Annotated in this window: 13 protein-coding genes; 7 read left to right on the plus strand and 6 right to left on the minus strand. The window is 47.3% G+C overall.

Annotated elements, in window-relative coordinates:
• Window positions 1-44: 44 nt before the first annotated feature.
• Together QNJ26_12200 and QNJ26_12205 are read left to right on the plus strand one after the other, a co-directional pair.
• The gene (locus QNJ26_12200) at window positions 45-296 is read left to right on the plus strand and encodes a cytoplasmic protein (GenBank protein MDJ0986297.1); all 252 of its coding nucleotides are present in this window, start codon (window positions 45-47) and stop codon (window positions 294-296) included.
• Window positions 297-467: 171 nt separating this feature from the next.
• A complete protein-coding gene (locus tag QNJ26_12205; protein MDJ0986298.1) occupies window positions 468-1,667 on the plus strand; it encodes an aminopeptidase in 1,200 nt (399 codons plus the stop codon).
• A 336-nt stretch (window positions 1,668-2,003) separates the two neighbouring features.
• Here the strand turns inward: QNJ26_12205 and QNJ26_12210 are convergent, their stop codons facing one another.
• On the minus strand, window positions 2,004-2,375 hold the full coding sequence (locus tag QNJ26_12210) for a response regulator (GenBank protein ID MDJ0986299.1): 372 nt from the start codon (window positions 2,373-2,375) through the stop codon (window positions 2,004-2,006).
• A gap of 524 nt (window positions 2,376-2,899) precedes the next feature.
• Here QNJ26_12210 and QNJ26_12215 point away from each other — a divergent pair.
• A complete protein-coding gene (locus QNJ26_12215) occupies window positions 2,900-3,040 on the plus strand; it encodes a hypothetical protein (protein MDJ0986300.1) in 141 nt (46 codons plus the stop codon).
• Window positions 3,041-3,109: 69 nt separating this feature from the next.
• Here QNJ26_12215 and QNJ26_12220 read toward each other — a convergent pair whose 3' ends face one another.
• From QNJ26_12220 to QNJ26_12230, 3 genes are read right to left on the minus strand one after another with little or no spacing between them, the layout of a single operon-like run.
• Window positions 3,110-3,607, minus strand: a complete 498-nt coding sequence (locus QNJ26_12220; protein MDJ0986301.1) for a bifunctional nuclease family protein — start codon at window positions 3,605-3,607, stop codon at window positions 3,110-3,112.
• Window positions 3,597-5,015, minus strand: coding sequence for a tRNA (N6-isopentenyl adenosine(37)-C2)-methylthiotransferase MiaB (miaB, locus tag QNJ26_12225; GenBank protein ID MDJ0986302.1), 1,419 nt, complete (start codon window positions 5,013-5,015; stop codon window positions 3,597-3,599). The genes QNJ26_12220 and miaB overlap by 11 nt, the downstream gene beginning before the upstream one ends.
• 24 nt (window positions 5,016-5,039) lie before the next feature.
• Window positions 5,040-5,246, minus strand: coding sequence for a DUF4911 domain-containing protein (locus QNJ26_12230; GenBank protein MDJ0986303.1), 207 nt, complete (start codon window positions 5,244-5,246; stop codon window positions 5,040-5,042).
• Window positions 5,247-5,504: 258 nt separating this feature from the next.
• On the opposite strand from QNJ26_12230, the gene recJ reads away from it, so the two are divergent.
• On the plus strand, window positions 5,505-7,223 hold the full coding sequence (gene recJ, locus QNJ26_12235; protein MDJ0986304.1) for a single-stranded-DNA-specific exonuclease RecJ: 1,719 nt from the start codon (window positions 5,505-5,507) through the stop codon (window positions 7,221-7,223).
• A 143-nt stretch (window positions 7,224-7,366) separates the two neighbouring features.
• Here the strand turns inward: recJ and QNJ26_12240 are convergent, their stop codons facing one another.
• Both QNJ26_12240 and QNJ26_12245 read right to left on the minus strand, forming a co-directional pair.
• Window positions 7,367-8,209 carry an HDOD domain-containing protein gene (locus QNJ26_12240; GenBank protein MDJ0986305.1) on the minus strand — a complete coding sequence of 281 codons (843 nt, stop codon included), beginning with the start codon at window positions 8,207-8,209 and terminating at the stop codon, window positions 7,367-7,369.
• A 9-nt stretch (window positions 8,210-8,218) separates the two neighbouring features.
• Window positions 8,219-10,144: an ATPase, T2SS/T4P/T4SS family gene (locus tag QNJ26_12245; protein MDJ0986306.1), complete on the minus strand. Its 1,926-nt coding sequence runs from the start codon at window positions 10,142-10,144 to the stop codon at window positions 8,219-8,221.
• A gap of 208 nt (window positions 10,145-10,352) precedes the next feature.
• On the opposite strand from QNJ26_12245, the gene QNJ26_12250 reads away from it, so the two are divergent.
• From QNJ26_12250 to QNJ26_12260, 3 genes are all read left to right on the plus strand, one after another.
• Window positions 10,353-10,775 (plus strand): hypothetical protein, encoded by a 423-nt coding sequence (locus tag QNJ26_12250; GenBank protein ID MDJ0986307.1) that lies wholly within the window; start codon window positions 10,353-10,355, stop codon window positions 10,773-10,775.
• Entirely contained in the window at window positions 10,775-11,776 is a 1,002-nt protein-coding gene (locus QNJ26_12255) for an MBL fold metallo-hydrolase (protein ID MDJ0986308.1), read from the plus strand. The genes QNJ26_12250 and QNJ26_12255 overlap by 1 nt, the downstream gene beginning before the upstream one ends.
• A 50-nt stretch (window positions 11,777-11,826) precedes the next feature.
• On the plus strand, window positions 11,827-12,434 hold a 608-nt coding region (locus QNJ26_12260; GenBank protein MDJ0986309.1), incomplete at its 3' end, for a short chain dehydrogenase.

The following is a 12,434-nucleotide window of genomic DNA, read 5'->3' on the forward strand; positions in this document are numbered from 1 at the left end:
ATAGATTATTTTTCAGTTTGTCATTCAGAAAGAGCAGGTTGCCTATGACGCGTCATTCGCATGAATTTGTGGAAACCTATGAAGGATTGGTGGGTTTTGGAGCTGATCGGGAAACAGACGAAAACACCGTCGTCTATTATCTTCAGAAATTTTCCGACGATCGGCTAATGAAGACCCTTGTGAAGCGGCTGTCTGAGGATGAATTGTCCGAAATTTTTAATCTCATGACCCGCCTGCTTAAAACACATCTTTCTGAGGCCGAATATCACGGCCTTTTTTTAAAAGAGGCATCATAGCTTCAGACCACTGCCGGCAGCCGGCATCTGGCTTCTACTCAATGATTCCTGGCTTCCTGCCAGCAGCCAGAAGCGAGAAGCCAGGCGCTATTGACCGTTAACCCGTGGAAGTCATTCAAATACCGGGTACCTGAAAATGGACACAAAGGACAAAAACAGAAGGGGGAGAACGTGCTGACCGAAAAACAGCTCGTGCGCTATGCCGATGTCTTATTGTGGGGCCTGCAAACCGCCAAATCCCGCCGCATCACCCGCAACGACCTTGTGCTCATTCGTTTTGACCTGGCAGCCGTACGCTTGGCCGAAATTTTATTTGCCAAGTTGCTCGCGGCCGGGGCGCATCCGCTGCTGCGCCTAAATCCCACTGCCTCAATGGAGCGCGACTTTTACATGCTATCCAACAACAAGCAACTGGTGTTTATTCCGCCGGGTGAAGAAAAACTGTTTTCCCGCTTAGATGGCAGCATTTCAATCTATGCCCCTCAATCAATGACACACCTGGCCAAAATTGATTCCAAAAAAATCGCAACAGCACTGCTTTCCAAAAAAAAATTGCGTGATGTGCTTGATACCAAAGAGGCCCGGGGAAAATTTAGCTGGACGTTATGTATTTTCCCTACAGCTGAATTGGCGAAACATGCACGCATCAGTCAAAAAGCGTATAGCAGCCAGGTTGCCAGAGCCTGTTTTTTAAATGCGGCTTCTCCAGAAAAAGAATGGCAGCGCATATACAAGCAAGCGCAAGCCATCAAGCGTTGGCTCAACCAATTACCGGTAAGCGCTTTGCAGGTGACTTCTGATAATGTGGACTTGCATATTTCACTGGGAGATAAACGACGCTGGGTTGGCATATCGGGACGCAATATTCCCAGCTTTGAAATATTTGTCTCGCCAGATTGGCGTGGCACCCATGGCACCTATTATGCGGACCAGCCCTCTTATCGCAGCGGCAATTACGTGCGTGGGGTGCGTCTGAAGTTTGATAACGGCCGCCTGACCAAAATTAGAACTCAAAAGGGCCAGGACTTCATGCAGCAGCAACTGCAAATGGATAAGGGCGCCAGCCGCCTGGGTGAGTTTTCATTAACCGATAAACGTTTTTCACGAATCAACCGCTTTATGGCCAATACGCTTTATGATGAAAACTACGGTGGCACATTCGGTAACTGTCACATAGCACTGGGGTCTTCGTACTCAAATACGTATTCCGGCAATACCATCGAACTGACAAAGCCGCTAAAACGCAAATTGGGCTTTAACGAATCCGCCCTGCACTGGGATTTTGTCAATACCGAAAAAAAACAGGTAATCGCAATTTTAAAATCCGGCAAAGAAGTCTTGATCTACGAAAATGGAAAATTTACTCATTAAAAGCTATTCGGATATTCATCCGAATAGCTTTGGTTGAGCCCGTCGCCGGCTTGTCCGCCTCAGGCGGGTTAGCCCGTTTGCCGGTTAAAGGGCCAGAAATCATTGCCTTTAATCGGGTCTAATCCGGTTTTCAGGGAACCTTTGGCAAGGCTTAACAGGCTCCAACCGGCTCAACGGGCTAAACGGAACAACGCGCGAACCTGATTGTATGAGAACCTATTTTTGTGATGGCAAAAACAAACATAATTGCATCAATGATTCGGATGGTGCCATAAAAAGGCCGCTGATCGCTAACGATCAAGCGGCTGTTTAATTTTTAACGGTTTGCTTGGGGTATCAGGCGCTGATGGCCCTTTTCAGTGGAATGGAGATCAGCTTTTGGACTGATTCCACCAGGTCCAGTAGCGGAAACGGCTTGGCAAGGACTGCATCAAAGCCCGAGTCTTGAATCTGCCACGGTGTACCGGAAATACCGATAATGGGTATGCTGTTATTACAGGAGGCACGAATATGCTCAACCACACCTTTACCATCCAGACCCGGCATGCGCAAATCGGTAATCACCATATCGTAACGGCCATCATCAAATTTCTGAATGCCTTCCATTCCGTCCAGCGCCGTTTCAACATCATGACCAAATCGTGTTAATGCCTCCCGAATCACGCTTAATATGCCCTTTTCATCATCAATTACTAAAATGGTGCACATAATAGCTTCCTTAAAAGCGGTGTGGTGGTTTAAATTTTAGCTGATGTTATGGCAACTATAGCTCAAAACAAATCACGAGTCAACAATATATTGTGGCAACCATTACTTATACCACAATATATAGTTGTTTAGACCATTTCTTAAGTGCTGGGCTCTATATGTTGCGTCCGGATTCCAGCAATGGTAATGAGCTCAAAGTGTTTGTTAAAAACTGGTTTGGATGCGAATTTAAGGCCGCCCCTCATCCAATTGCATCCCAAGGAAGGAAAAAAAGTTTTGCACAACCATAATGCTATATTTGGCCAAGTTAGCGCTGGTGTCAAATCGGATTAGGGCTGTTTTTCAAAATGGAACCCAGGGAGTTATCAACAACTTATATCTATCTGAAATTTAATTAAAATATTTCCAGTCAAATGTGATGCCATTTAATTGCAGAGGGTTACCAAAACTAAGAATTTTTATAAAAATTTTAGGTAGATTCGAAGTTATCAACACGTTATGAACAATTTTGTTTTTGGCAGAAAATGGACAAAATCGTTTGTTTTTTTGAATTTTCTAATGGATTGAAAATGGTGGGTAAAACGAGAAAAAACCGAGGCGCTGCAGCAAAACTGCAGCGCATGGCGGTTGCATTTGCGATGTGGCGAGGCGTTGAATCTGTTTAACAGTATGATATCATATCAAAAATTAAACACAACCCATTGGAATCACCTGTGTATTTCAAGCATCAAACACTAAACTTTAAATTTTCCAAAATCTTCCGGCGAGAGGCTTTCCAAGTAATCAGCCCATTTTTTACCTTCCTCGCTGGTATCCAGGACCTCAGCCTCGCTGTCGCCGATTTTAGATTTTTGCATGACCTCATCGGCCACATAAATGGGCGCATCAAATCGCAACGCCAGTGCAATCGCATCGCTCGGGCGCGCATCCATTTCAAACTTACCATCTTTTGAAATGAAGTAAATTTTGGCGAAAAACGTATTGTCCTTTAGGTCACAAACCTCTATTTTTGATATAGATATGGACAGCTGATCCGAAAAATTCTTGAATAGATCGTGCGTCATTGGACGTTCATATTTTATCTTTTGGAGGGCTGAGGCTATTGAAGTTGCTTCAAGCAAACCGATCCATATCGGAACCGCCTGATCCGTTTCTTCTGATTTCAATATGATGATCGGCGTGTTCGAGGCTGGATCCATAGTCAAACCCGCAATGCTCACCTTATGCAGCATAGTTTTCAACTCCTTTCGACCCTCGAGTTGAGGGCTTGAGGTTTAGCGCTCTGCCGGACAGCGAGTGGGTATAGCCCTTATCGATATGGACGCCAACCATTTTGCCCGTCAAGTTTTGGCTGACAGCCGAAGCGTCATCCACATGGAAATTAACGATCTTATTTGTGGTAGTTCGGCCGGTCCACTGCATCATATGGTCGCTGCCAGCAGGGTGCCTGACCGTCTCTTTTTTGCTATATCCATCGGTCAAAACCCATTGGGTGGATCCGACCAATTGTTGATTTTTGCTTCGGGTCAGCTTTTCCTGAGATGCCAGAATGACTTGCAGCCTATCACGGATGATCGGTGCCGAAATTTTATCAGACAATCCAACCGCAGGCGCAGGGGGCCGATCTGAATATTGAAAAGCAAATAACCCGTCATATTCGACCGTTTTGATGAGTTGTAAGGTTTGTTCAAAATCGGTCTTGTTTTCGCCGGGAAAGCCGACGATGATATCAGATGTAATCGCTATCTGTGGACAAGTATCCCGTAGTTGAGCCACTTTGTCAAGGTACTGCTCGCGGGTATAATGGCGATTCATGCGCTTTAAAATCTTGTCAGAACCGGATTGTACGGGCAAATGAATGTGAGAACACAGCTTGTCAATCTCTCCAAACGCCTGGATCAAATCAGGTCCCAAATCCTTTGGATGAGAGGTGGTAAACCGAATACGGTAAAGCCCCTTGATCTCGTTTACCATCGCTAAGAGCTCGGTAAAGGCGCATAAATTATCACTTATGCCGTAGCTGTTGACATTTTGTCCCAACAGGGTGACTTCTTTGATACCGTTGTCTACCAGGGTCCGAATTTCACGAATGATACTTTCAGGTTTGCGACTCGTTTCTCGTCCCCGCACGAAGGGCACCACGCAATAGGCGCAATAGTTATCACAACCCCTCATAATCGTGACAAATTTGGATACCAGAGACGGATTTGAGGATCCAACAAGGGATTCAGGAATATCCGGCATGTCAACCATTTCAACATCAACGATGCGGCAACGCCGGGTCTCGATCTGTTGAATCAGGTGCGGGAGCCGGTATATGGCCTGTGTCCCAAACACCAGATCGACTGCGGGAATACGGTCCAAAATTCGTTGGCCTTCCTGCTGAGCCACACAGCCTGCTACGCCGATAATCAATCGTTTTTTATGACGCTTCATCTTTGCCAGCCGTCCCAGCATGCTGAAGGCTTTCTGTTCGGCTTTGGCTCTGACCGTACAGGTATTGACAATAATCAAATCGGCACTGTCCATTGTGGCGATTTGCGCATAACCAAGGGCTGCCAGCTGCATGGCAATTTGCTCTGAATCGTACACATTCATCTGGCAGCCAATGGTGTGAAGATAAAGACGTTTTGAGTTCATCTGAAAAGGGCTTACTCCTGTTCATCAGAGCTTAAGAGCGCTGTAGGCATTCAACGGTCGAATCAAGATCTGTTTGGCAAGATCCTGCAGAATATCTTGGAACTGCTGCTCACAGCCGGGTGCAATGTAAAATAATATGATGCCTTCTTGCGGTTCGATGGTTTCAATTGTGGCAATGCCGTCGTATGCTTCAAAAATAAACTTCAGAAAAGCGATTTTGCTGCGATCCACCCTGTAATGCTGTTGTATTGTTTGCAAAGTATGCCTAAGTTGTAAGGGCGTATAGTGATTGCCTGTTGTAAATCAAAGAAAACAGCCTTTGATACTTTTTGGATGAGTGGATCACCCACACATCATTGATCAGGCACGAGGTAAAGACTCAAAATCCATAATAACCACATATGCCTTATTTGCAATAAAAAACCCCTGAATGCGGCAGCCCACATTATGGGGTTGTTCAAGCGGTGTTTATAGGTTATAGGGCCGTCCATGAAGAAAAAATGGGATATACTGCAACCGGATGCCGTCAAGGTGCAGCAATTGAGTGACCGTTTGAACTGTCATCCGGTCACCGCAGCGGTTTTGATTAACCGTCACCTGACATCTGCAGATGACGCTTCAGATTTTCTGGGCACAACACTCAATCAGATGCGCCCGCCATTTGGTCTGAAAGACATGCAATCGGCTGTCAATCGCATTTGCCGCGCTGTGGTGGATAAAGAAAAAATCCTGATTTTTGGTGATTACGACGCAGACGGAATTAGTGCCACGGCAGTGCTCTTAGAGTTCCTGAAGGCCGCTGACGCTGATGTCTCCGTTTATATTCCCCATCGCATCAAAGAAGGCTATAGCCTGAAGCCCCACCACATCCAAAATAATGCTCTTCCCAACCAGATCCGATTGATTATTACTGCCGACTGCGGTTCCGGCAGCACCGATGCCCTTGCTGCTGCTGCCAAAGCAGGTATCGATGTGGTCGTAACCGATCATCATGAAATTCCTGAAGACATACCACCGGCCGTGGCCGTGCTGAACCCCAAACGTCCCGATTGCTCGGCCGGCATGGAAACATTGGCCGGTGTGGGGGTTGCTTTTACCCTGGTTATCGCTATCAGAAAACACCTGCGCGATCGGGGCTTCTGGGAAAATCGCCCGCAACCCAATCTTAAAAACCTTTGCGATCTGGTGGCGCTGGGCACCATCGGCGACCAGGTTCCTCTGATTGCCGAAAATCGTATGTTTGCAAAAACAGGACTGCAACTGATCAATGCAGCAACACGACCGGGGATTGCCGCACTGCGGTCAGTTGCCGGTATCAAGCAGCAACCGATCAATGCAGAAGATGTAGCTTTCAGACTCGTTCCACGCCTGAATGCTGCCGGCCGAATGGACCATGCGTCTCAGGCGCTGCAGCTGCTGACAAGCACCAATACTGCCAAAGCACACCAGCTGGCCCAAACACTGGATCAATTCAACTTGCAGCGGCGGCAACTGGAACAATCCATTCTGGATGCCATTTTAACCGATTTGAGACAATATCCGGACCCGCTAAAGGCACAAAGCCTGGTCAGTTGGAATTCGGGATGGCACCTGGGTGTTTTGGGGATTGTGGCCTCCCGTATTGTGGACATCTATCATCGACCGGTTGTGTTAATCGCCCTGCAAGGTAACCTTGGCAAAGGCTCTGCCCGCAGCGTACCGGGCCTTGACCTATACAGTTCGCTACAGGATTGCCGGCATCTGCTAGAAGATTTTGGCGGTCACTCAATGGCAGCCGGCTTGACCATCAGATCTGAAAATTTAAGTGCCTTTCAACAGGCGTTCGAAAGGGCCGTCATCCGGTTGGCTCAGATCGATTTTCAAACGCCAAGCCTGACCATCGATACTGAAATTGATTTCAATGCCATATCGACCAAATTGATGGATGAAATAGAACAGATCAGTCCTTTCGGCAATCAGAACCCGGAACCCCTGTTTATGGCACGTGACGTTAAAGTGCTGTCATCTAAAATCGTTGGGCAAGGCCATCGCAAAATGGTGCTCACCCAGGGTGGTGAAGGTAACGCTAAATCCATCAACGCCATTTGGTTCAATGCCGATCAGAAGCTAATAGAAAAAACCGCATATGCCCGCCTTGCTTTCCGATTGCGTTGGAATCACTGGAATAATAATAGGAGCATACAGATCATTGTCGAAGACGCACAGTAAAAGGGACAGAGGTCAGAGAACCTTATTGGGTGGCCGCTGGCTTCTCGCTACTGGCTGCTGGCAGTCTAAATCGTGAAATTCGGAACCCGCAACCTGTAAAGCACAACCCTGAACCCAGAACGCAGAACTTTCGAACCTTAGGATCAGCCCGCAAACACATGTGAGTCTTCCAGACGCACTTCCAGGCGCGCCAAATCCACTTCGGACAATCTTAGGTGGGTGGCTTCCGGGGTAGTGTGCAGAACAACGGCAGGTTCGCTTATCATTCCTATACCCAGTTTATGACACATTTGATTGGCCAGGCGCACCAGTATCAACAGAGGATTGTTATCATCCAGCTCGGCCAGGTGGTGATCCCGGGCGACAAGGCAATATTTTTCAGGCAAATTCCATTGCCGCATCAGTGACGATCCCTGATCGGTATGCAAATTGGCCATGACTTCCTGGATAACCGTATCCGATGGTGGGGTATCGATTTCCCCGCCGGCGACCATACCATCCATGATCTTCAAAATGTAAAGCTTGCCCACATCGTGAAGCAATCCGGCAATAAATGTTTCATGCGACAGTGTCTCAAAATTGCTCTGTTTGGCAATCCAGCTCGCGCCGATGGCACAACCCACCGAATGGCGCCACAGTCTTTTCATGATCTGATTGACAGCCGGATCCTTGGACACGAAATTATGCTGCAGAGCCACCAGGCTGACGATATTGGATATTTCCTTATTTCCCAGACGAATAATGGCATCTCTGACCGTTGCCACCTGGGCCAAGCCCTTATAGAAGGAAGAGTTAGAAACACGCAGCACCTCCCCGGTAAGAGATTGGTCACTAACAATCAGTTTTTCAATCAAACGGGAATCCGGCTCTTCTTTGGCAACCTCTTTTTGAATTCGCAGTGCAGTCGCATTAAAGGCTGGCAACTTAACTTTTTCTGCGGCCGTATAATTTTTAATCATTCCCACCAGGGAACTCTGAGTCTCCATAGCGTTCTCCTAATAATTGCGCCGCAATTCTGCCATCGGCCTCGGTTGCTGCAAGCGCGGCAGACTGCGCAGCAACTCCTCAACCGTTGTAACGCCTTCGGCGGCCTTATGGATGCCATCTTCCAAAAGGGTTATGAGACCGGCGGATTCAATACTAATCTGTCGAAGCTCTTTGCTTGGTTTTCGCTCCAGAATAGCATCCCGCACAAGCTGGTCTAAAATAAGCAACTCAAAAATACCGACGCGGCGATTGTATCCGGTGTGTTGGCAGTTCGTGCATCCACGGCCTTTTTGAAATTGAATCCCCCTGATGTCATCGCGCGAATACCCGATGCGCTGCAATTCCTGTGATGTGGGTGTGAGCGGGCTTGTGCAAGACGGACACACTCTTCTCAGCAAACGCTGCGACATAACACTGACCACCGTGGAGGAAATCATAAAGGCCTCAATCGACATGTTCAGCAGTCGAATTAACCCCCCTACGCTATCTTCGGTGTGAAAGGTTGTTAGCACTTTATGCCCGGTCAGAGCCGCCTGTACAGCGACTTCTGCCGAAAAATTATCACGGATTTCACCGATAACAATGACATCCGGGTCCTGTCGTAGAATATGGCGCAGTGTTTCTTCATAGGTCAATCCGATTTTCGGATTGATGGAACATTGGGAAGTGCCGTCAATAACGTATTCAACCGGCTCTTCTGCGGTTACGATACTCATTTGGGGGTTGGTGATATGATGCAAACAACTGTAAACCGTGGTAGTTTTGCCAGACCCCGTCGGACCAGTAAATAAAAGCACCCCACTCGGCAAATTAAGCGCTTCTTCTACAAACCGATGCAGTATGCGACCAGACAACCCAAGATCGTCAATTTTGCGCAGCTGGCCATGTCGGTTCAACAATCGCAAAACCACTTTCTCCCCGTGAACGGTCACGTAAAAGGAGGCGCGTATATCCAGCTGCCCATCGGGGTGGTCGAAGAAAAAGCGACCCCCTTGATGACGGCGCTTTTCAGTTATATCGACTTCGCAAAGAACCTTGATGCGGCTGGCGACAGCCGGCGCCGTTTCCGGTGGGTACTCCTCAAAAAGAGCCAACACCCCGTCCTGGCGGAATCGCACACGCAGACACGCTTTTAACGGCTCCAAGTGGATGTCGCTGGCTTCCCTTTGAAGGGCTGCAAGGATAATATCATCCACCAGTTTGATAATGAATTGCTCGTCCATGGACGAGATTTGGTTTTTCATTTCGGTGCGCTGGGCCTTCAAGACAACTTCTTGGATAGCGCTTGTACAGGCAATGGCCACCACAATATGGTCGCCAAATACCTGACGGGCAGCCTGCAGCTCTTCTTGGTCCAGTGGGTCGGCAAAGGCCACCGTAATGGCACTGCCGTTGGCCTGAATCGGTATAAGTTGATGGGTTTCGTACCATTTTAATGGCACCTGCGCGAATACTTTGTGATCGATACGGTCCCATTTCGGCTGTACAAAAGGCACCGCCAATTGCAAAGACAGGGCTTCAACCAGCACTTGTTCTTGAATCAACTGGCGCTCCACGAGGATTTTACCCAGTTTTCGTTTTGATTTTTCTTCAGCCTGGATGGCCAGTGCCGTCTGCAGATCGGAAGTATTGATATGCCCCAGTTCCACCAGAAGCTCTCCAATGCGTATCGATACCGGGTGTTTTCGAATTGCTTCGCCGATTTGATCGTCGGTAATAAATTCCAGTTCTTTAATTACTTGCAGTAAAGGACGGTGTTTTTCGAGTTTGGCTTGAACCCGCCGGGCGTATTCGACCTGCTTGTCGGTCAGAAAACTGCATTTAACCAGGTGTTTTGCCAGCTGGCTGAAGGCATCAGCATTCGAATCGATTGAAGAAAATCCGTTATCCGGGCGCTCTGAGCGGGTTGATGAGTTCTGGGTTGCGGTCGCCATTTTACCGGTCTGCTCCTAAATTCATTTATTTGTGAATTTTTGTGCGCGGTATGCGCGTAATAAAGGTATCATTAGTAGTGATATCGGGTAGTTTTAAAAAAAACTTTAGGCGGATAAGCATATAATATTTTGCTTGCAAACCACTGCATTACCCATTATATTTTTACTAAACTGACTTTTACGCTGACTCCAAAAATAAGGTGCAAGCATGGCAAAAGTATTCCGGCCCAGTACACGCGAAGCCAATATCCTTTCCAAAATCGAGTCTCAAAAAGAACGTAGCCGCAGAATAGCCATTAATTCAATCAAAGATTGTATTGATCCCCTTTCCAATGCGATCGCCATGAAACTGGTTGATGACAACCTGGTTGAAACCACCAACAAAAATGCATTGGAAGAGCAAATCAAGAATGCCTTGGAAAAATTAGGCCGCGCCGATGATTTTGAAATCGATTATCAGGTGTCCCCCATCCGGAATCTTGTTCCCCAGCCCCATGTGGTTAGCCTATTTTTGACGGCTTTTATCATCGAAAAACTTCTTAATCACAAAGATGTCGTCGATATTTATGGGTCCGACGAAGACATTTATCTAAATATTCACCAGCAAATCAAAAAATTTCTGCCTGCATAATGCACCCCCGTTTTCATCCCAGACTCATCAACGGACCATTTGATGATCCCGGTCTTTTCATTCCTTTTCTGTTTGAAAGTCAAGCGATCCTTTTCGACCTTGGCGACAATCAAGTACTGACATCGCGGGATATTCTCAAGATCAGCCATGTGTTCGTCAGCCACACACACATGGACCATTTTATCGGCTTTGATCGCATCCTGCGTCTGGCATTGGGCCGTGAAAAAAATCTGCATCTATTTGGGCCGCGTCAATTTTTATCCAATGTAGAGGGCAAACTGGCCGCTTATTCATGGAACCTGGTTGCAAATTATCCATATCGCCTCAAGCTGCGTTTGACCGAGATCCATCATGATTATCAGCTCTCCAGAACTTACCTGTGCCAGAATGAATTCATCCCAACCGACGAGGCCGAAAGGAAACCGTTCACAAATATTCTGGTTGAGGCACCCGCTTTTAAGGTTTCGGCGGCGATCCTGGATCATGACATCCCCTGTCTGGGCTTTGCCATCAAAGAGCGTTTTCATGTCAATATTAACAAAGATGCGCTTAATGAACTTGACCTGCAGACCGGCCCCTGGCTGACCGATTTTAAACAGGCTTTGTATGCCGGCGCCGATCCGGCATCGGAAATTGAAGTGATAACCGGCTCTGATATGATTCGGCATTTTACTCTCGGCGAGCTGGCCGATCATATTGCCATGGTCACGCCGGGACAAAAAATCAGCTACATTGCTGATGTGGCATACACACCGGCAAATGCAGATAAAATTATTTCACTGGCACAGGATTCTGATCACCTTTTTATCGAAGCGGCTTTTTTGGATGCCCAGCAAGATCTGGCCGCTGAAAAGCATCACCTAACTGCCCGGCAAGCCGGTGAATTGGCAGCCTGCTGTGGCGCCCGACAATTTACCATATTTCACTTCTCTCCGCGCTATCTGGGGCAGGAAGATCTTCTTTACCAAGAAGCTGAAGCAGCCTATGCCGAGAATTCATAGCATTCAGCGGTAAAGAACAGATAAAATCATAACTATGAAAAGGAGATATAATGAAACTTTTAATCATTGGCGGTAATGGTACCATCGGCAAAAAAGTGGCTTCCCATTTCACTCAAAAACATGAAATTATCATTGCCGGCAGAAATTCAGGCGATGTCACCGTCGATATTACGGATGCGACATCTATTGAAGCGATGTTTAATACTGTGGGCAAATTGGATGCCGTTTTGTGTATCGCCGGCGAAGCAAAATGGGCACCCTTTGATGCCTTAACCGAAGACGATTTCTACATCGGCTTAAAGAGCAAATTAATGGGGCAGGTCAACACGGTCAGAATCGGGCAGGAGTACTTGAATTCCGGTGGATCTTTTACGCTGACAACCGGGATCCTCGCAGATCATCCGGTTGTCATGACAACCAGCGCTGCTATGGTCAATGGCGCCATTCACAGCTTTGTCAAAGCCGCCGCTCTTGAACTGAAAAATGAACTCAGAATCAATGTGGTATCATCCGGGCTGGTTGAAGATGCTGTCGAAAAATACGAGGCCTATTTTCCCGGCCATAATCCCATACCGATGCAAAAAGTGATCAATGGGTATGTCAGAAGTGTTGAAGGTAAAGGGACCGGCGAGATCATTAAAATGTATGACAATTGCTA

This window comes from Desulfobacterales bacterium (assembly GCA_030066985.1).
Taxonomy (GTDB): Bacteria; Desulfobacterota; Desulfobacteria; order Desulfobacterales; family JAHEIW01; genus JAHEIW01.

What these genes read in the sequence shown, in the direction of transcription:
- QNJ26_12245 (MDJ0986306.1), bottom strand. Translation starts at nt 10,144, where the DNA reads ATGGCGACCGCAACCCAGAACTCATCAACCCGCTCAGAGCGCCCGGAT.
- QNJ26_12220 (MDJ0986301.1), bottom strand. Translation starts at nt 3,607, where the DNA reads ATGCTGCATAAGGTGAGCATTGCGGGTTTGACTATGGATCCAGCCTCG.
- QNJ26_12210 (MDJ0986299.1), bottom strand. Translation starts at nt 2,375, where the DNA reads ATGTGCACCATTTTAGTAATTGATGATGAAAAGGGCATATTAAGCGTG.
- recJ (MDJ0986304.1), top strand. Translation starts at nt 5,505, where the DNA reads ATGAAGAAAAAATGGGATATACTGCAACCGGATGCCGTCAAGGTGCAG.
- QNJ26_12215 (MDJ0986300.1), top strand. Translation starts at nt 2,900, where the DNA reads ATGGACAAAATCGTTTGTTTTTTTGAATTTTCTAATGGATTGAAAATG.
- QNJ26_12255 (MDJ0986308.1), top strand. Translation starts at nt 10,775, where the DNA reads ATGCACCCCCGTTTTCATCCCAGACTCATCAACGGACCATTTGATGAT.
- QNJ26_12200 (MDJ0986297.1), top strand. Translation starts at nt 45, where the DNA reads ATGACGCGTCATTCGCATGAATTTGTGGAAACCTATGAAGGATTGGTG.
- QNJ26_12240 (MDJ0986305.1), bottom strand. Translation starts at nt 8,209, where the DNA reads ATGGAGACTCAGAGTTCCCTGGTGGGAATGATTAAAAATTATACGGCC.
- miaB (MDJ0986302.1), bottom strand. Translation starts at nt 5,015, where the DNA reads ATGAACTCAAAACGTCTTTATCTTCACACCATTGGCTGCCAGATGAAT.
- QNJ26_12250 (MDJ0986307.1), top strand. Translation starts at nt 10,353, where the DNA reads ATGGCAAAAGTATTCCGGCCCAGTACACGCGAAGCCAATATCCTTTCC.